Source organism: Prosthecodimorpha staleyi (assembly GCF_018729455.1).
Classification (GTDB): Bacteria; Pseudomonadota; Alphaproteobacteria; order Rhizobiales; family Ancalomicrobiaceae; genus Prosthecodimorpha; species Prosthecodimorpha staleyi.
The window spans coordinates 13,153-31,507 of record NZ_JAHHZF010000010.1 but is presented as its reverse complement, the minus strand read 5'-3'; the positions used below and the strand labels follow the sequence as shown (position 1 = coordinate 31,507).

At 68.5% G+C, this 18,355-nt stretch carries 19 protein-coding genes, 1 tRNA gene and 1 pseudogene; 8 read left to right on the top strand and 13 right to left on the bottom strand.

The features are described from left to right. Positions 1–20: 20 nt before the first annotated feature. The 4 genes from KL771_RS19495 (at position 21) to KL771_RS19480 (ending at position 3,136) form a co-directional block, all read left to right on the top strand. Positions 21–695: an amino acid ABC transporter permease gene (locus tag KL771_RS19495; protein WP_054358854.1), complete on the top strand. Its 675-nt coding sequence runs from the start codon at positions 21–23 to the stop codon at positions 693–695. Further along, a complete protein-coding gene (locus KL771_RS19490) occupies positions 695–1,381 on the top strand; it encodes an amino acid ABC transporter permease (protein ID WP_261970190.1) in 687 nt (228 codons plus the stop codon). Before KL771_RS19495 ends, KL771_RS19490 begins: the two co-directional genes overlap by 1 nt. Next, positions 1,359–2,096: an amino acid ABC transporter ATP-binding protein gene (locus KL771_RS19485; RefSeq protein WP_261970189.1), complete on the top strand. Its 738-nt coding sequence runs from the start codon at positions 1,359–1,361 to the stop codon at positions 2,094–2,096. The genes KL771_RS19490 and KL771_RS19485 overlap by 23 nt, the downstream gene beginning before the upstream one ends. A 137-nt stretch (positions 2,097–2,233) precedes the next feature. Then, positions 2,234–3,136 carry a DUF6282 family protein gene (locus KL771_RS19480; RefSeq protein WP_261970188.1) on the top strand — a complete coding sequence of 301 codons (903 nt, stop codon included), beginning with the start codon at positions 2,234–2,236 and terminating at the stop codon, positions 3,134–3,136. A 96-nt stretch (positions 3,137–3,232) separates the two neighbouring features. On the opposite strand, the gene KL771_RS19475 is transcribed toward KL771_RS19480, so the two are convergent. From KL771_RS19475 to KL771_RS19460, 4 genes are all read right to left on the bottom strand, one after another. Further along, on the bottom strand, positions 3,233–3,634 hold the full coding sequence (locus KL771_RS19475; RefSeq protein ID WP_261970187.1) for a DUF1398 domain-containing protein: 402 nt from the start codon (positions 3,632–3,634) through the stop codon (positions 3,233–3,235). Between the two features lie 150 nt (positions 3,635–3,784). After that, on the bottom strand, positions 3,785–4,246 hold the full coding sequence (locus KL771_RS19470) for a MarR family winged helix-turn-helix transcriptional regulator (protein WP_261970186.1): 462 nt from the start codon (positions 4,244–4,246) through the stop codon (positions 3,785–3,787). 226 nt (positions 4,247–4,472) lie between these two features. Continuing rightward, positions 4,473–5,276, bottom strand: a complete 804-nt coding sequence (locus KL771_RS19465; RefSeq protein WP_261970185.1) for an SDR family oxidoreductase — start codon at positions 5,274–5,276, stop codon at positions 4,473–4,475. Then, a complete protein-coding gene (locus KL771_RS19460) occupies positions 5,273–5,602 on the bottom strand; it encodes a nuclear transport factor 2 family protein (RefSeq protein ID WP_261970184.1) in 330 nt (109 codons plus the stop codon). Before KL771_RS19460 ends, KL771_RS19465 begins: the two co-directional genes overlap by 4 nt. Positions 5,603–5,686: 84 nt before the next feature. On the opposite strand from KL771_RS19460, the gene KL771_RS19455 reads away from it, so the two are divergent. Next, entirely contained in the window at positions 5,687–6,082 is a 396-nt protein-coding gene (locus KL771_RS19455) for a winged helix-turn-helix transcriptional regulator (protein WP_390867239.1), read from the top strand. A gap of 431 nt (positions 6,083–6,513) precedes the next feature. Here the strand turns inward: KL771_RS19455 and KL771_RS19450 are convergent. After that, a pseudogene (locus KL771_RS19450) lies at positions 6,514–6,843 on the bottom strand (TetR-like C-terminal domain-containing protein); the annotation flags it as partial. Positions 6,844–6,849: 6 nt separating this feature from the next. On the opposite strand from KL771_RS19450, the gene KL771_RS19445 reads away from it, so the two are divergent. Further along, positions 6,850–7,230, top strand: coding sequence for a hypothetical protein (locus tag KL771_RS19445; protein WP_261970399.1), 381 nt, complete (start codon positions 6,850–6,852; stop codon positions 7,228–7,230). 1,511 nt (positions 7,231–8,741) lie between these two features. Here the strand turns inward: KL771_RS19445 and KL771_RS19435 are convergent. Continuing rightward, positions 8,742–8,818, bottom strand: a tRNA-Arg gene (locus KL771_RS19435). Between the two features lie 536 nt (positions 8,819–9,354). Here KL771_RS19435 and KL771_RS19430 point away from each other — a divergent pair. Beyond that, positions 9,355–9,798 (top strand): c-type cytochrome, encoded by a 444-nt coding sequence (locus KL771_RS19430; protein WP_261970182.1) that lies wholly within the window; start codon positions 9,355–9,357, stop codon positions 9,796–9,798. 568 nt (positions 9,799–10,366) lie between these two features. On the opposite strand, the gene queG is transcribed toward KL771_RS19430, so the two are convergent. The 7 genes from queG to KL771_RS19395 all read right to left on the bottom strand — a co-directional run bounded on the left by queG (position 10,367) and on the right by KL771_RS19395 (position 17,503). Beyond that, on the bottom strand, positions 10,367–11,545 hold the full coding sequence (gene queG, locus KL771_RS19425) for a tRNA epoxyqueuosine(34) reductase QueG (protein ID WP_261970181.1): 1,179 nt from the start codon (positions 11,543–11,545) through the stop codon (positions 10,367–10,369). After that, positions 11,542–12,507: a cysteine synthase A gene (cysK, locus tag KL771_RS19420; RefSeq protein ID WP_261970180.1), complete on the bottom strand. Its 966-nt coding sequence runs from the start codon at positions 12,505–12,507 to the stop codon at positions 11,542–11,544. The genes queG and cysK overlap by 4 nt, the downstream gene beginning before the upstream one ends. A gap of 247 nt (positions 12,508–12,754) precedes the next feature. Next, positions 12,755–13,213 (bottom strand): dUTP diphosphatase, encoded by a 459-nt coding sequence (gene dut / locus KL771_RS19415; RefSeq protein ID WP_261970179.1) that lies wholly within the window; start codon positions 13,211–13,213, stop codon positions 12,755–12,757. 162 nt (positions 13,214–13,375) lie between these two features. Then, a complete protein-coding gene (gene mbfA / locus KL771_RS19410; RefSeq protein WP_261970178.1) occupies positions 13,376–14,353 on the bottom strand; it encodes an iron exporter MbfA in 978 nt (325 codons plus the stop codon). A gap of 195 nt (positions 14,354–14,548) precedes the next feature. Further along, positions 14,549–15,934, bottom strand: a complete 1,386-nt coding sequence (locus KL771_RS19405) for a flavin monoamine oxidase family protein (protein WP_261970177.1) — start codon at positions 15,932–15,934, stop codon at positions 14,549–14,551. 64 nt (positions 15,935–15,998) lie between these two features. After that, positions 15,999–16,361, bottom strand: coding sequence for a hypothetical protein (locus KL771_RS19400; protein WP_261970176.1), 363 nt, complete (start codon positions 16,359–16,361; stop codon positions 15,999–16,001). 155 nt (positions 16,362–16,516) lie between these two features. Then, positions 16,517–17,503 carry a 2-hydroxyacid dehydrogenase gene (locus KL771_RS19395; protein ID WP_054358837.1) on the bottom strand — a complete coding sequence of 329 codons (987 nt, stop codon included), beginning with the start codon at positions 17,501–17,503 and terminating at the stop codon, positions 16,517–16,519. 247 nt (positions 17,504–17,750) lie between these two features. On the opposite strand from KL771_RS19395, the gene KL771_RS19390 reads away from it, so the two are divergent. Beyond that, a complete protein-coding gene (locus KL771_RS19390; RefSeq protein WP_261970175.1) occupies positions 17,751–18,296 on the top strand; it encodes an SH3 domain-containing protein in 546 nt (181 codons plus the stop codon). The last annotated feature ends 59 nt before the right edge of the window (positions 18,297–18,355 follow it).

Below are 18,355 nucleotides of genomic sequence, written 5' to 3'. Positions count from 1 at the left end.
TACAGCCAAGAAGGCTCCGCATGGGCTATACGCTGCAATACGGCCAGGTCACGCCCTATCTCGGCTATCTGGCCGGGGGCGCCTGGCTGGCGCTCCAGATCGCCGCGGTCGCGTTTCTGATCGGCTGGGCGATCGGGCTCGTCTGCGCCTCGGTGCTGCATTACGGCCCCCGCCCGGCGCGCTGGCTGGTCCGGGCCTATGTCACCTTCTTCCTGAACACGCCGCTCCTGGTGCAGATCTTCTTCATCTACTTCGCGCTGCCCGACTACGGCATCCTGATCGGCTCGGTCGAGGCGGTGATCCTTGGCATGTCGCTCAATGCCGGCGCCTACATGGCCGAGATCCAGCGGGCCGGCTTCGCGTCGATCCGGCGCGCCGAGATCGAGGCCGCCGAGACGCTCGGCTTCAGTCGCCTGCAGCAGATCCGCTACGTCATCCTGCCGCATATCGCCAAGGTGCTGTACCCGCCGCTCTCCAATCAATACATCATCCTGACCATGACCACCTCGGTCGCCGCCATCTTCGGCGTCGAGGAACTGACCGGCCGCGCCTACAACATCAACGCGCAGACCTTCCGGTCGCTGGAGATCTTCTCGATCGCGGCGGTCTACTATGTCGTGCTCACCGTCATCGCCAGCGCCGTGCTCTATGCGATCGGCCGCTTCCTCTTCCGCATCAAGGGGAAGGTGTTCTGATGGCCGCGCTCCTCGACGAACTGCCGCGCTTCTTCGGCTACTACAACGTCATCTTCCTGGCCCAGGCCTTCGCCTATACGGCCGGCCTGTCGCTGGTCGGCTGCGGGCTCGGCTTCGTGGCCGGCTTCGGCCTCGCCGTGCTGCGCCAGGAGCGCGTCATGCGCTTCGCCCCGGTCCGCATCCTGGCGCTGCTCTATGTCGAGCTGTTCCGGCGCATCCCGTTCCTGGTCCTGCTGATGGTCGTCTTCTTCGGCTTCCAGCTGGCCGGGGCGGACGTGCCGATGTTCGTCGTCGCCGCCGCCACGGTGGCGCTGTCGGCGGCGGCCTTCTCGGCCGAGAATGTCCGCGCCGGCCTGGAGGCGGTCCACCGCAACCAGTGGGACGCGGCCGAGACGCTGAACATGGGCGGGCTCCGGGCGCTGCGCCTGGTCGTCCTGCCGCAGGCCTGGCGGATCATCATCCCGCCGTCGATGACCTATGCGGTCGGCCTGGTCAAGGCGACCTCGATCGCCTCGCAGATCGGCGTCGCGGAGCTGACCTTCGCGGCCAAGATCCTGAACCAGAAGGGCTTCTCGCCGGCGCTCTGCTTCGGGACGATCCTCGTTCTCTATTTCGTGCTGTGCTGGTCGCTGAACCGGTTCGCGGCCCATCTGGAGGTCCGGCTTGCCCCATCTCGTTCTCGATAGCCTCTCGGCCGACTACGGGCGCGACCCCGTGCTCAGCGATGTCGGCCTCTCGGTCGAGCGCGGCGAGATCGTCTCGATCATCGGCCCGTCCGGCTCCGGCAAGAGCACCCTGCTGCGCGTCCTGGTCGGCCTCCTGCGCCCGCGCGCCGGCTCCGTCGCGGTCGCCGGAACGCCGGTCGACTACCGCTCGGACGCGGCCCTGCGCAAGGTGCGCGAGCGCTTCGCCATCGTGTTCCAGCAGTATAACCTGTTCCAGAACATGACCGCGCTGCGCAACGTCACCGTCGCCCCGACGGTGGTCAAGCGCCGGCCGGCCGGCGAGGTCGAGGCGGAGGCGCGCGCGCTCCTCGCCAAGGTCGGCCTGTCGCACCGGGTCGACGCCTATCCGGACGAACTCTCCGGCGGCCAGCAGCAGCGCGTCGCCATCGCGCGCGCCCTGGCGCTGAAGCCCGACATCCTGCTTCTCGACGAGGTCACCTCGGCGCTCGATCCCGAACTCGTCTCCGAGGTGCTCGACACCATCCGCCTGCTCGCCGCCGACGGCATGACCATGCTGATCGTCAGCCACGAGATGGCCTTCGTGCGCGAGATCTCGTCCAAGGTGGTGTTCATGGCCGATGGCCGCGTGGTCGAGACCGGCCCGCCGGCGCAGATCTTCGACGCGCCGCAGACCGAGCGCTGCGCCGATTTCGTCCGCCGCATCCTCCGGCACTGACACCGTCGGCCGCCGACACGGCCGACCGCATCCGTCCCGCGACGGTCCCGCGCCCCTTGCGCCCGGCGGACCGTCGCGTCGCTTCACCGGCCCGATGCGCCCGCATCCCGGGCCTTATCCCCGACCTGGAGACCGCGATGCGCCCTGGCCTGAGCTACCTGAACGGCGCCGTGGACGTGCATGTCCATGTCTGCCCGCATCTCAACGGCCGCAGCGCCAATGTCTTCGAGGCGGTACGCCAGGCGGCCGCGTTCGGCATGCGCGGTCTCGGGCTGATGGACAATTTCCAGAATTCGTCCGGTTATGCGGCCCTGGTGATGCAGGAGCTCGGCCATCTCGGCGTCGAGGTCTTCGGCGGGCTGATCATGCAGCCGACCGCCGGCGGCGTCTCCTACGAGGCCGCCCGCAACGCCGTCGACTACGGCTACGGCCCGGGCACCGGCGCGCGCTTCCTGTCGCTGCCGACCCACCACACCTATGCGGAGGCCCTGCGCGAGGGCCGCAGCCCGGCCTTCCTGGAGACCACCTTCCGGGTGCCGCCTTCGGCCAAGGTGCCCGACCCCGTCCCGGCGATCATGGATCTGTGCGCCGAGCGCGACATCGTGTTCGACTGCGGCCATGTCGCCGGCCCGGAGGCGCTGGCGCTGGCCGAGGAGGCGCGCCGGCGCGGCACGACGCGGGTGCGCTGCCACGCCCAGCGCTACGAGCCCGACGAGATCGCCGCCCTGGTGGCGCTCGGCGCCGTGCCGGAATTCTCCTTCTTCCTGCTCACCCACGCGACCCAGGTCGGCCTGACCCATGTCGACGCGGAAAAGCACCGCGCGCCCTTCCAGACCGTCGACGACCTCGCCCCCCGCCTCAGAGCCGCCGGCCGCCACGCCATCCTGTCCAGCGACGCCGGCATCGCCCTCCTGCCCGAACCCGCCGAAGCCCTGCGCGAATTCCTCCTCCTGCTCGAAGCCCAGGGCTTCGCCGAGGCAGACCTCAAGGCGATGATCTCGACCAACCCGGCCCGGCTGTTCCGGGTGGGCGGGGGGTAGGGGAGGGGAGGAGCGACGCGGTCCTGCCGGATCGGTCCGCGAGTGCCCCGGGGTCCCCGGACCGAATGGGCCCGGCAGGCAGCCGGATGGGCGGATCTATTGTGGGAAATGCTCGACATGGATGTCGGCGCTGCGCCCGAAATAGAGGACGCGGCGGCCCGGGAAGGAGACGATGTAGCCGGCGCAGCCGGATGCCTTCACGGACCGGGAGAAGGCCGCGTAGGAATAGTCCGGGGGATCGGCCTGTGCCCAGCGGACCTGCGCGGCGATCGCCTGCGGGTCGAAGCGCTCCGCGACCGTGCCGTCCGATCCACGGTTGGCCAGCACGACACTGTCTCCATCGGGGAGGAAATAGGTGGTCGTGTTGCGCCGGTAGTCGACGACATAGCCTTCGAACCCGGCTTCAATCAGCCTCCCGACGATGGCCGGGAATGGCATTGTCCGGTCGTCGGCCGCGTCGAGGCAGTCCTGTGCCGTGCGGATGCGATGCGCCTCCATGGCGATGCTCCTTTTGAGAGTTTTCGGCGTTGGGTTCGATCGGCGCCGCCCGCCCCCGCTCGGCCGCTCCTTCTCGACGCTCCTTCTCGACGCTCCTTCTCGGTCGCCCGAGTCGGGCGACCCGAACCGGGCGACCGAGATCGGCCGGGATCAGTCGATCGGAACGCTCGTCAGCCCGTGCGCATGGGCGATCCGGCGCAGGATATCCGCGAGGCATCGGCGCTGGTCGGATGGGAGGGCGTCGAAGAAGTCCGCGTCGTTCTGATCGGCCAGTGCGGCGAGACGGGGCACGAGCCGGCGGCCGGCGGCGCTCAAGGCGAGCGTCTGGGCGCGCTTGTCGTCCGGATTGGCCCGGCGTTCGATCAGGGATTTCTCGAGAAGGCGGTCGGCAAGCTTCGAGACCGCCCCCCGCGTCAATCCCAGGCCCTGCGCAAGCTGGGATGGCGCGATGCCTTCGACATCGTAGAGCGCGCGCAGGAGGACCCATTCGGCAACCGTCACCCCCTCGCGCTCGACCTTGCGGGCGAAGCCCTGCGAGACGGCGTTGGATGCCATCCTCAGCCAATAGCCGAGATGGGCGTCGAGTTTGGCAAGCGTCGGTTCCGCCGGCATGGCCACCTCAATGATTGACTAGGAAACTATATCGATCTTGTTTCCTGGTCAACAAAAGACGCGGGGCTTCCGCCGCCGCGGCGCCGCGCAGCCGGCGAGGACCGTGTCACGACGCCACCGGTCACAGGCGCTACGCGGCCGGCCCCTTTCGCATGGCGGTCCCGACGGCATCGGGCCGGGATCGCCGCCATGATCGTCCTGTCCAGGGCCCCGCCGGCCGGAGCCGTCAGACCGTCGGGATCGTCCCGCCGTCGATGACGTAGTCCGCCCCATGGATCGACGCGGCGCGATCCGACGCCAGGAACGCGACCAGTTCGGCGATCTCCTCCGGCCATGCCGGGCGCCCGATCGGAATGCCGCCAAGCGCGTCCATGATCCCGCGTCGCGCGGTCTCTTCGTCGCTGCTGCCGCTTTCGGCGAGGCGCTTGACCATGCGGTCGGCGGCGGATGTCATGATCCAACCCGGCGACACGGTGTTGACGCGCACGCCCTTGGGACCGACTTCCTTCGACAGCGTCTTGCTGTAGCTGGCGAGCGCCGCCTTGGCGGCCGCATAGGCGATGGTGGATTCGAACAGCGGCAACCGGCGCTGGATCGACGCCACATGGATGACCACGCCGGCACCCTTCCCGATCATCCGGGGCACGATCAGGCGATCGAGCCGGACGGCGGCGAGCAGGTTCAGAGCCAGATCGGCCTGCCAGAACTCTTCCGAGGCCGCGACGAAGCCGCCGCCCGGCGTGCTCGACCCGCCCAGACAATGCACCAGGATATCGACCTGCCCCATCCGGGCTGCCACGCCCTCCGCCAGAGCCTCGACGCCGGCCAGCGTCGAGAGATCGGCCTCGATGAAAAGACCGTCGCCGAGGCCCTCGGAGGGCGCGTTGCGGGCGCTCGTCGCGGTTTGCGCGCCGGCGGCCCGGAAGCGGCGCACGATCGCCGCGCCGGCTCCCTGCGTTCCGCCCGTGACGAGGACCTGCTTGCCGGCGAACTCGGTCGGGTCGATCTTGAATGTCGAGGCGGCCGTCATGGGGCGATCTCCAGCCGGACGATCCGGTCGGCCTTCATGGTGAAGCCGAACCGCAGAAGAATCGGGCTTCCGGGAAAGGCCCCGGAGACCTCGGCCACGACGTCGACGCGGTTTTCTCTGGTGGCGCTGCGTCTTACGGTCGCCCGGTCGTCATACTTGGCGATCGTCTCCGCAATCCATGTCCGGATGGCGGCCGGGCCGGTATGGTCCCTGCCTTCATCATTCACGATTGCGGTCTCGGCGAAGCCGGAAACGGCAACACTGAGATCGCGCGCGTTCTTGCCGGAAAAATAGGCTTTTACGGAGTTCGGTAGACTGTCTGACATGCGAATCTTCTTTGGTTCTGCTTGCCGATCAAGGCCGTTCAGGTGGCGCTTGTTTCAGGTCCAAGATGGCGATACGCTGTCGGAATGACAAGTACAGACAAAAAGGTAAGGGACTTACCATCAAGTAAGGACCTGTTTCCGACGCCGAATATGGCGGCAGACGGCGTGGAAAACGTTCTGCGCATCCTCGAGGGCCGCTGGAAGCTGGTGATCCTGTTCCACCTGTTTGGCGGCAAGGTGCTCCGCTTCTCCGAGCTCGAGCGGGAGATACCGGCGATCTCGCAGAAGATGCTGATCCAGCAGCTGCGCCAGATGGAGAAGGACGGCATCGTCCGCCGCATCGTCCATCATCAGGTGCCGCCCAAGGTGGAATATTGTCTCACCGCCTGGGGCCAGGCGCTGTGCCCGGCGCTCGACGCCCTGCTCACCTGGGCGATCGACCGCCCCGCCGAGCCGTCGGTCGGCGAGCCGGCCCCCTGACGGTCAAACGCTCAGATCTGCTCCGGGTCGCCGGACCCTGCGATGAGACAGTCGCAACGGCGGCATGGCGCTTGGGAAGACTTAAATCAGCGGCAAGTCCGTCGATGATTGATGTGTCAAGTTGTTATCGAGTGTATTCAGGCGAAGACCAACCCGGTGTCGGTCGGTATGATTTTTGGAATATTGAAACTCCATGAGAAAGGCAATGAATGCAGCATCTTTCGAAAGCGAAATTTGAACCGAGGTCTGCCAAGCGGCATGCTCCCACCATGATAGAATGCCGAAAAGCGCCTTTGTCGCAGGAACTCGGGGCGATTTGACGGACGGTCCTTGGCGCGCCGCGCCGGGCGAAGATGAGGACTGCGTCGGCACCATGGTCCTCCTTCAGGGAGGCGCCAGGATGTCCCGCCGCCGGCTGCGCGGGCCGTCATTCACTTCATCCTTGCAAGGCCATCGGGACGGGCAAGCAGCGCAAGTGTCCGGGTCACAAGGCTGTCGGCGAAGTGGATTACGAGTTGCAGATGGCCGGCGAGCAACCGGTAGAATATCGGCGGGTATATCATGTCGAGCACCGTCTCCATATCGGCAGGCGCGGTGATTTCGCCGCGCGCGACGGCTTCGCCTATGAGCCGCCGCCCGGTTTCCCGGCTCGACAGGATGACCCAGTTGCGAAAGGCCTTCGTCATTTCGCTTTCGGGATCTGATGCGGCCAGCGTCAGTGCGATCTGACGGCCGCGCGTCGTTGCGAAGGCCGTGACGAGCGCGCGATGCGCGAGCTCTTGGATATGGCGGGCGGCGCGGCGGCCGTCGACAACGCCCGTTCGTCGTTCTGGCGGCTGCGGCGCGAGGAAGGCCAAACGGCCGCTCGCGAAGGCGGTAAGCGTTGGGACGGCCGCGCGCTGACGACCTTCCTTGACGACCCGAAGAACAGTGCGGTTGCCAAGGTGCTCTATGAGAGCGACCCGGCCGAACTCGACGACATGCGCCGGGTGTTCGACGCGCTCGCCGGTTCCCGTTCCGGAACCGGCAGGCGCAGTGCCAGCATCAACGCTCGGACCGAGGGGGTGCAGCCGTCCGGTCGCGGCTACGACGCCGCTCTGTCGACCTCCTCGATCGCCAGCCGGGTAAGGAGCGTGAACCGAGGCTAGCTGTCGCCGACGATCGCGCTGATCGACATCGCTTCAACCTACCTTCGCCGGCGTTCGGCGCAGAGGCAGGCTGGCGCGATCGAGCGACTGCAGGGCGAGATTGTCTCCAGCCCTAGCCTCGCGGCGCACCTGCTGGAGCGCTACAACCCGGCCGACTACGCGGCGAAGCGACGCATGATCGCACAACGCCACGGCCTGCGGGCGACGCAGGTGTTGAACCTGCTCGACGACGCGCACGACGAGGAATGCGATGCGGTGAAGGCGGCTGTCATGGGGCGATAGCGAGGGCGAGATCAGCGCCAGTTGCCGACGAGTTCGATGACCGCCCCTAGCTTCATCCGGGCGACCGTTGCGCTGTCGTGCCTATGGTCAGGCACAAACTCGCCGATAAGGCACGCGTTCGCCCCGATGCCTCGCATTAGGTATAACCTGAGCAAAACCTCGTTCTGGACTTCATTAGCGAGCAATCCGTAGGGGGTCCTTTCGTCTTTCGGCTCGGCGTCAAATATCGATGTCGGAACGCCGAGCCAAATAAAAGCCCGAGTAAGCTCTCTTTTTATTCGACCTGCGGCACCATATGCGACATCTACATCCTTAAGCATTAGATTGGCTTGCGATACAGTTAGTATTCTGTATTTTCTTGCCATGTCTGACGGAAGGTTCCAATTTTCCGTGCAGTGGGTCTCTGGTATCCGATGGCCGGGTATTAAGGTCAACCCGGCCCAAACAATCGCCGGCAGGAGAAAAACAAGCGTCAAACGCAGCACGACAGATCCCCTCCCGACAGCAACGCCCCTTCGCGCCCGCTGGCGGAAGGAATTCTCCGTCGCCTCGTGACCGTGACCCTAGGTGCCAATCGGAAGGCACCTTCCACTTCAAGCCGACCCTTGCATCGCGGGTTCAGCCTGCAGGACGCGCGGCGTCGTGTCCACAGCCTGCAGACGGTCGCGGACTGGCTGCCGGTAGTTCGGTGCTGCGCGTCCTGTAGGCTGGACCCGGCCACGGTGACGACCGGGGATCAGGCCGAAGAAGCGCCGGGTCCATCGACGCAGAAAGCAGCCCAAGCGTCCACCAACGACCTGCGCTTCTCCAGGGCGTCGCCGTGACGATAGGCCCGCTCGGTCATATCGCCAACGACATGCGCAAGGCTGGCTCGGGGAGTTCTCGCCGAAAGTCTGTGGCCTCGCCGCACTAGCCCCGGCACGCTGACCGAAGCCCGTGCACCGTGACGTGGAATTTCAGACGGCGCAGCAGCTGCGTAGGCGCCTCGGCTTCCTGCAGGCCTCCGACCGCTCGCCGACGCCGGCACCCGATATCTTAGGCCAAGGGCGTCCGCGGTCACACAATCGGCAAGGCCTGCAGACTTCCGAGAGGCTACGGCCCGACACGCGTCAGGCCCCAAGCCGGCGACGTCGCCGAAGCGGTTCGCTCGCCTATGTGGGACGCCTGTGTGGGACAGCCTGCGACAACGGTCGATGCATCGCTTAAGTCATTGATTTTATTGCCAAAAATGGCGCACCCGACAGGATTCGAACCTGTGACCTCTGCCTTCGGAGGGCAGCACTCTATCCAGCTGAGCTACGGGTGCGTGCTCTCGTCCCCGAATGAGCGGGGCGGGATGGGGCTTGCATAGCCGATCCGTCGGGCGGGGGCAACCGCGAAAGGAGGGGACGCGGGGATTCGATGGGCCACCGCAGACCGCTGGGGGACGACATCGGCCGTGCGGGTCCCGCAAATGTCCGGTTCAATTGGCCATTCAATCAACAGCGGCAGGGTTCGGCTGTTGCTTTCCGTTGGCGCTGCGGCGAGCCTGCCGGTCGCCGGTCGCCGGTCGCCGGTCGCCGGTCGCCGGTCGCCGGTCGCCGGTCGCCGGTCGCCGGTCGCCGGTTGTTGGTTGTTGGCCGGTCGGACGGTTGTTGGTCGGGCGGCTGTGGGCGGCTGCGGTGCCCGGCAGCCGCGGCGACAGAAGCCGTGCGGCGCCGGGACGGGCCGCGCGCCGCGAAGCGCGCGGGGCGCGCGGTCGGCATCCGCAGCCATCCGCGGCGGGGAACGCAGTGCTACGGATTGCCGGCGCGGGTGCGGGCGGCCAGAGTCGGGTGATCGGGGCGGCGGGAGAGTGCGCGCGTGAAGGTTCATGGGTTCGGCCGCGGCGCGGCGTTGGCGGCGGTGGTCGCCGTCGGATCGGGTCTTGGCGGTCCGGCCGCGGCGGAGACCTCGCTGGAGATCGGGCGGTCCGAATTCGCGGGCTATTGCGCGGCCTGCCACGGCCATGACGGGCGCGGCGACGGGCCCTTCCAGGTCCTGCTCACGCGGCGGGTGCCCGGTCTGACCGGGCTGGCGCGCGCGAATGGCGGCCGATTTCCGGCCGAGCGGGTCGCGGAGGTCGTGCGGGGTTCGGTCGACATGCCCGGCCACGGGCCGATGGGCATGCCGCTCTGGGGCGATCACTACCGGACCAAGGCGCCGAGCCAGCTCGGTCCCTATTTCAAGCCCGAGGATGCCGAGGCCTATGTGAAGAGCCGCATCCAGGGCGTGGTCGACTATCTGGCGACGATCCAGGAGAAATAACCGCCGCCCCGGGCGGACAGCGCCGCCAGGCGACGGAACCCCGTGCTGCGTCGGGACCGGCTGGCCGGTCCGCGTCACCCGCCCGCCAGAGCGAGGTCCTATGCGGGCGGCCCGCTCTGATAGGAAAAAGTTAGCGCAAACAAAAACATGCAGAGGATCATCCGATCCCTTCAGATCGTGTGATGCTCTGGGGTACGCGCTGTCGATGATTCGCGTCCGGCATGACGTCGGACAGGCCGCGTCGCGCCCGATCCCGGCGACCGGGCGCGCGAAGGCTTCCGGCTCCCGCCCCCGCCCCCCCGCAGTCGCGCGCGCCGCATGACGGCGGCAGGGCTGTGTGACCGATGCCGACGGACGCTTTCAGTGCCTGCGATGGCCTTGCGCAAGCCGGCTGTCATGGCCGAGACGCGATATCCCGGCCGGCGTCATCGAGCCCTGCCCATCGCGGCGGGGGGCGGCCCGGCATGCGACGGAAAACTTCGGACGGACCGATCGGAAGGGCCGGACGGTACTGTTCCGGCGGACGCCCGCTCCGGCGGACGGTCGCTCCGGCGGTGATGCCGGAATATCAGCCGGGTTCGGCGGCTTGCGAGGCCGCCCCCCATTCGGCGCGCACGTCCGGATCGGTTTCGCCGCCCGCGCGGGCCTCGGCCATGGCGCGGAACGCGGCCGCCTCGAGCAGGCGCGACAATGCCCAGACGGCGGCGCCGCGGACCAGCCCGGCCGGATCGGCGCTGAGCCGGAGGGCGTCTCCCGCAAGCGCCGGATCAGCTGAATTGCCGATGGCGATCAGCACGTTGCGCAGGAAGCGGTCGCGTCCGATGCGTTTGATCGGCGAACCGGCGAACAGGGCCCGGAACGCCGCGTCGTCGAGCCGTGCCAGCGCGGCGAGCGCCGGTCGGCGCAGATCGTCGCGCGCGATCAGTTTGGCCTCGCGGGCGGTTTGGGCGAATTTGTTCCAGGGGCAGACGGCGAGACAGTCGTCGCAGCCATAGATGCGGTTGCCGATCAGCGGGCGGAACGCGGCCGGGATCGGTCCGGCATGCTCGATCGTCAGGTAGGAAATGCAGCGGCGCGCGTCGAGCCGGTAGGGCGCCGGGAAGGCGGCCGTCGGGCAGGCATCCAGGCAGGCCCGGCAGGAGCCGCAATGGTCGGTCTCGGCGGGGTCTGTGGGCAGGTCGAGGCTGGTGAAGACCGCGCCGAGAAACAGCCACGAGCCGTGCCGGCGCGAGACCAGATTGGTGTGGCGGCCCTGCCAGCCGAGGCCGGCGGCGGCGGCGAGCGGCTTCTCCATCACCGGGGCGGTGTCGACGAACACCTTCACGTCGCCGTCGAGGCCGAGCGCGTGGGCGCGGGCGACGAGGCGGCCGGCCAGTTCCTTCAGGCGGCCCTTGATCAGGTCGTGGTAGTCGCGGTTGCGCGCATAGACCGAGATGGCGCCGCAGCGCGGCTCGGCGGTGACGGCGCGGGGGTCCTCGTCCGGGCCGTAGTCGAGCCCGAGCATGACGATCGAGCGCACCGCCGGCCACAGGATGCGCGGATCGGCGCGCCGGTCGGCGGTCTCGGCCAGCCAGGCCATGCTGCCGTGGTGGCCGGCGTCGAGACAGGCGGCCAGCCGGGCCGGCGCCTCCGGAATGGCGTCGGGCCGCACGATGCGGGCCTCCGCGAAGCCGAGGCGCAGCGCTTCCGCCTTGACGAAGGCGGCGAGGCGCTGCGCCGGATCGGGCTTCGCGGGGCCTGGCGTCACTCCAGGCCTTCGAACAGGGCCGTCGACAGATAGCGTTCGGCAAAGCTCGGAATGATGATGACGATGGTCTTGCCGGCGAATTCCGGCCGCGAGCCGACCTTGACGGCCGCCGCGATCGCCGCGCCCGACGAGATGCCGACCGGGATGCCTTCGATCCGGGCGACCAGGCGGGCGGTCTCGAAGGCCTCCTCGTTGGAGATCTGCTGCACCTCGTCATAGACGGCGGTGTCGAGCACGCCCGGCACGAAGCCGGCGCCGATGCCCTGAATCTTGTGCGGGCCGGGCTGGCCGCCGGACAGGACCGGCGAGGCGGTCGGCTCGACGGCGACCACATGCACGGACGGCTTGCGCGCCTTCAGCACCTGGCCGACGCCGGTGATCGTGCCGCCGGTGCCGATGCCGGAGACGAACACGTCGACGGTGCCGGCGGTGTCGTTCCAGATCTCCTCCGCGGTGGTCCGGCGATGGATGGCCGGATTGGCCGGGTTCTGGAACTGCTGCGGGATGATCGAACCGGGAATCTCGGCGAGCAGTTCCTCGGCCTTGGCGATGGCGCCCTTCATGCCCTTCGGGCCCTCGGTCAGCACCAGTTCGGCACCGAGCAGCTTCAGCATCTTGCGCCGCTCGATCGACATGGTCTCGGGCATGACCAGGATCAGCCGATAGCCGCGCGCGGCGGCCACGAAGGCGAGCGCGATGCCGGTATTGCCGGAGGTCGGCTCGATCAGGGTCGCGCCCGGCGCCAGGCGGCCTTCGGCCTCCAGCGCATCGATCATGGCGACGCCGATACGGTCCTTGACGCTCGCGATCGGGTTGAAGAATTCGAGCTTGGCCAGGAGGGTGGCGCCGACGCCCTTCTCCTTGGCGATCCGGTCGAGCCGCACGATCGGGGTGTCGCCGATCGTCTCGGTGATCGAGCCGTAGATGCGGCCGCGGCCGGGCTTGCGGTCGGCGTCACTCATGGGGTCCTCCATCATTCATCGTCAGGCTTGGCGGCTGGCGGGCCCCCTGGCGGGGCTCGGCGCCAATTCGCGCGAGACTCTAGGGCGCGGAGGCTGGCGCGGCCAGTCATGGGCATGACGAAGCAGGGCGCCCGGGTGGAAAATTATTCCAATTCATGGCCGGTGTCGCGGATTCCATCAATGCCGTGCGGGGCAGGGTGGATCGGGCGAGGAAATCGATACCAGCCGGCTTCGGCGCGGGCGGCCCTCAGCGCCGACCGGTCGAGCCGAATCCGCCGGCGCCGCGATCGGTCTCCCCGAGGGTCTCGACCGCGGCGAGGCCGACCTGGACGACCGGCGCGACGACCATCTGGGCGATGCGCTCGCCGCGCTCGACGCGAAAGGCCGTGTCGCCGAGATTGATCAGGATGACCTTGACCTCGCCGCGATAGTCGCTGTCGACCGTGCCGGGGCTGTTCAGCACGGTGACGCCGTGCCGGGCCGCGAGACCCGAGCGCGGCCGCACCTGGCCCTCGTGGCCGGGCGGGATCGCCAGGACCAGGCCGGTCGGGATCATCGCGCGGGACCCGGGCGCGATCTCGACGGGCGCATCGGCCGGCACGGCGGCGACGAGGTCGAAGCCGGCGGCGCCCTGCGTCTGGTAGGCCGGCAGCGGCAGGTCGTGCGCATGGGCGAGACGGAGGATTTCGACGCGAGGATCCGACATGGCACCGGCAGTTTTCGAGCGGCCGGTGCGGGAATGCCCGGCCGCCATCCATAGCCGCAACGCCCGCCCGGCCGCCAGTGCCGATGTGGCAACCGGTGGACTCCCGTCGCTCGGCGCCCGGGACCCTCCGCAACGGGGTACCGCGTCGCGACTAAACCCGCGTCAGGAATTGCCGATCAGGACGCCGGTCATGAAGACCAGGAAGCCGCCGACGACGATCTGCAGGGCGGCGCGGAAGAAGGGCGTGTCCATGTATTTCCAGCGGATCCACGAGATCGCCCAGAGCTCGGCGATGACCAGCAGGATGGCCACTACCGTTGCGGTCCAGAAGTTCGGGATCAGATAGGGCAGGGCGTGGCCGAGGCCGCCGATGGTGGTCATGATGCCGGCGGCCGAACCGCGGATCCAGGGCGAGCCGCGGCCCGACAGTTCGCCGTCGTCGGACAGGCCCTCGGCGAGGCCCATCGAGATGCCGGCGCCGATCGAGGCGGCCAGGCCGACCAGGAAGGTGTCCCAGGTGTTGTGGGTCGCGAAGGCGGTCGCGAACAGCGGCGCCAGCGTGGAGACCGAGCCGTCCATCAGGCCGACCAGGCCGGGCTGGACATATTGCAGCAGGAACATGCGCCGGGCGGTCTCGTCCTCCTCGGCGCGCACGTCGGCCGGCAGGTTCGAAAGGCCCAGGCGATGGGCGAGCGAGACGTGGCTCTTCTCGGCCTCGGCCAGATCGCCGAGCAGCTTGCGGATCGAAGCGTCGGAGGTCCGGGCGGCGGACTGCCGGTAAAAGCGCGCCGCCTGCGCCTCCATCACCATGGCCTCGCGGCGGATGGTGTCGAGCGAGAGATTCTTCATCAGCCAGACCGGTCGGCGCTCGTAGAAGCCGCGCACATTCTCCCGGCGGATCAGCGGGATCCGCTCGCCGAACTTCTGCCGGTGCAACTCGATCAGCCGGCGCCGATGTTCGTTCTCCTCCGCCGCCATGTCGTCGAAGACCTTGGCGGAGGCCGGATAGCGTTCGCGCAGTGCGTCGGAATACATCCCGTAGATGCGGCCGTCGTCCTCCTCCGACGAGATCGCCAGGGCGATGATCTCCTGCTCGCTGAGGTCCGAGAAGGCACGCTTGCCGAAGCCGAAGAGCGACATGATCGATCTGCTTTCTGATAATTTAGAAGAGTTCCAATCTACCTAGTCCGCTGCGGCCGCCGAGGCAAGTCGTGACAGGCATGATCGGTCTGCAGGGGTTGCCGAAACTTGCGGCATAGGCCGGATCGGATAGGCGCCGCCCGGTGCGGCGGCGCCGGCGAACAAGCCGGTCGAAAGGTTGGCTGGAGCGCCGCTTCAGAGCACGGCCAGGGTCTCGGTCGCGGCCCGGATGCCCTCGGCCCAGGCGCCGCCGACCGAGCCCCAGAGGCTCGGATGGGTCGCCTCGCCGGCGAGCCGGAGGCGCTCGTCGACCGGCCGGCGCAGGATGGCGCGATCGCGCGCCCGCCCCGGCTCGGCGCAGCTGAAGGCGCCGCGGATCCAGGGATCGGCGCGCCAATGCGTGACATGGCTGCGGCCCGGCCGGCGCACCGCATCCGCACCGAAGCTCTGGGCGATCAGTTCGAGTGCGAAGGCCACGGCAGCCCGGTCGCCCGCACGGGCGAGATCGGCCGCGAAGCTGCCGGCCGCATCGGCCATCACCAGGCCGGATCCGCCGAGATTGGCCAGGAGCCCGAGCGTGCGGCGGCCCTGGCGCTTGAGCAGCACCGGTTCGTCGGGGCCGAGGCCGAGCGCGCCGGGCGGCAGTTCGACGAAGATGTGCTCGTAGTCGCCGAGCGACAGGCCGGTCAGGGCGTCCTCCTGGTCGGGCGGCAGCGGCGGATCGAACCGGACCGCTCCGGCCGCCAGCGCATCGGTCGAGACGGTCACGATCGCGGCGCGCGCCGAGACGGTGCCGCGCGGCGTCTCGACCGCCAGGCGTGGGCCCGAGCGGTCGATCCGCGTCACCGGAATGCCGGTGCCGACCGGGATGCCCTCGGCGAGGCGGGCGATCAGCGTGCCGTAGCCCTCGCTGACGAAAGCCTGCGGATATTCGACCGCGGCGGCGAAATCGACGGTCGAGATATGCTCGACATCCTTGGCGCAGCCGAAGGGGCCGAGCGCGAAGGCGACGGTATCGGCCCAGTCGCCGAGCCCGGTCGGCATGACCGCGGCCGCCGAAACGTCCCGCTGCGCCCGTCCGGTCGTCAGGATCGCCTGCTCGAAGGCCTCCCAGGCATCGCCGAAGGCGTCCGCATCGGGGCCGCTCAACCGGCGGCGGCCGTCATAGAGCGTAAAGTCCGGCCGTGCCTCGACGAGGCCGAGCCCCAACTCGGCCGCGTGGCCGGCGAAGGGCGTCTCGTCGACGGCATGGACCCAATGGGCGCCGAGATCGACCGGCCGGCCGAACAGGCCGGTCTCCGTGACGCAGCGCCCGCCGATGCGGTCGCGCGCCTCCAGCACCAGGAAGGACCGTCCGGCCGCCAGCAGGGTCCTGGCCGCCGCGATGCCGGCCGCCCCGGCGCCGACCACGACGACATCGACCTCCGCGGCCGAAGACGGTCCGGCTCCGGCGGCCGTTGCCGCCCCGGCTGTCGCCCCCACGGCGGCCGTCAGCGATCCGAAGGCGGGCGCCAGGGCGGCGCCGAGAAAGCGGCGGCGATCGAGCGGGAGGCCCGAGCGGGGAGGCGGGGGACGGGTCATGACGGGATCGGTCCGGCCGGGGCAGGTCCGGCACGCAGGACAGGACCGGTCGGCAGGACGGCGGTCACCGCTTCCAGGTCGCCATCATCTGGTGACCGAAGCGGACCACCACGGTATCCTTTTCCGGACCCGGGCGGACATTGAAGCATTTCTCGCGGTTCTGCCCGGACCAGCGCGAGCAGTAGCCTTCCGCGATGGCGCGCCAGAAGCCGGTCGCGCCGGTCAGCCCCTTCTTCTTCTCGGTCGGCTTGCGCGACGACTTGCCGTCCGGCGTGAAGGTCATGACGAAGCCGGTTCCGTCCGGAGACGTGGCGGTGAACGGCCGGCCGTCGAACCACGCCGCCTTGATCGCATCGCCCGACATCTTCTCCGGCAGCTTTTCGGCTGCCGGCGGCGGGGCGGACTGGGCGAAGGCAGGACCCGCCACGGCCAATCCGGCCAAGGCCCATCCGATCGAAGCGAAAGCACGACACGATCCCATCACGACCTCCCGAACGGCCGCTCTCCAACCGCCTGCCGACTATGCGATCACCCTTCCGGAAGGGCAATCCGTAAGCCGCGTGTCAGATGCCTTGCCGCCGTTCAAAGCATCGACGGCAGGACGCGATCCGGCGGACGGTGGCCATCCATGAAGGTCTTGATGTTGATGATCACGCGCTCGCCCATGTCGACGCGCCCTTCGATCGTGGCCGAGCCCATATGCGGCAGCAGAACCACGTTCGGGTTGCGGGCGAGCTTCGGGTTGACGGCCGGTTCGTGCTCGAACACGTCGAGGCCGGCGCCGGCGATCTCGCGCGCCTCCAGCATGCGGGCGAGCGCGTTCTCGTCGATCACCTCGCCGCGCGCGGTGTTGACGATGTAGCTGATCGGGCGGATCAGCTTCAGCCGGCGCGCCGACAGAAGGTGATAGGTGCCGGGCGTGTGCGGGCAGTGGACCGATATCACGTCCATGCGGGCGAGCATCTGGTCGAGGCTCTCCCAGTAGGTCGCCTCCAACTCCTCCTCGATCACACCCGGCAGCCGGCGGCGGTTGTGATAGTGGATCGACATGCCGAAGGCGCGCGCGCGCCGGGCGACAGCCTGGCCGATGCGGCCCATGCCGATGATGCCGAGGCGCTTGCCCCAGATGCGGTGGCCGAGCATCCAGGTCGGCGACCAGCCCTTCCAGTCGCCCTGCTGCATCACCTTGATGCCGTCCGCCATGCGCCGGGGCACGGCCAGGATCAGCGCCATGGTCATGTCGGCGGTGTCCTCGGTCAGCACGCCGGGCGTGTTGGTGACCGTGACGCCGCGGGTCAGGGCGGACTGCACGTCGATATTGTCGACGCCGTTGCCGTAGTTGGCGATCAGGCGCAATTGCGGGCCGGCCTGGCTGATCACCGCGGCATCGATCTGGTCGGTGACGGTCGGCACCAGCACGTCGGCGGTGCGCAGCGCCTCGACCAGCTGCGCCTGGGTCATCGGCTTGTCGTCGTCGTTGATGCGGGCATCAAAAAGCTCGCGCATCCGGGTCTCGATGACGTCCGGCAGCTTCCGCGTCACCACCACCAAGGGCTTGCTCTTCGGCATCCCAACGCTCCCCTCGCCTTTGGTCCCGAGCGCCGTCTTGGCGGCTCGACCTTCAGCGGTCGTTAACCTCGTCCCGCGCACAGTCGAATGCGACCGGTCGGATGCTCTGTCTAGCAGATGCTTCGCGAATGGCAATTGATCGCCCGGAGGCATCGGGGCGGGTTTATCGTCGCGCCGCGTCCGGCATTCGCCTCGCCGCCGGACGTGCTAAGAAGCGCTCCATCCTCATCCTGTCGGGAGAATCGGCGTGACGGGTTTCAAATCCGGGCTGTCCTCGTCCCTTTTGATCGCTGGTCTGACCCTGTTCGGGGTCGTCGCCGCCGCATCCGGACCGGCTTCGGCCCAGTCCGTGCCGACCGGTCCGAGCGGCCTGCAGCTGCCGCGCTTCGCCAGCATGAAGTCGCATCCGGTCAATATCCGGGTCGGTCCGAGCCGCGACTACGACATCGCCTGGACCTTCACGCGCAGCGGCATCCCGGTCGAGATCACGCAGGAATTCGACGTCTGGTACCGGGTGCGCGATTCCGAAGGCCAGGAGGGCTGGGTGCAGAAGTCCTTCCTGTCGGGCAAGCGCACCGCCCTGATCGCGCCTTGGGAGAAGTCCGGATCGATCCCGATGCGCGCCCGTCCCGACACCCCGACCGTGATCGCCAATGTCGAGCCGAACGTGCAGGTCGAGGTGGCCAATTGCGACGGAACCTGGTGCAAGGTCTCGGTCGAGCGCTATTCCGGCTATGTCGAGCAGCAGCGGCTGTGGGGCGTCTACCCGAAGGAAAAATATCCGGTCGATTGACCGGGCCGGCGCGTCGATGATACCGAAGGATCGTCCATTGTAGTGGACGATTGTGGGGG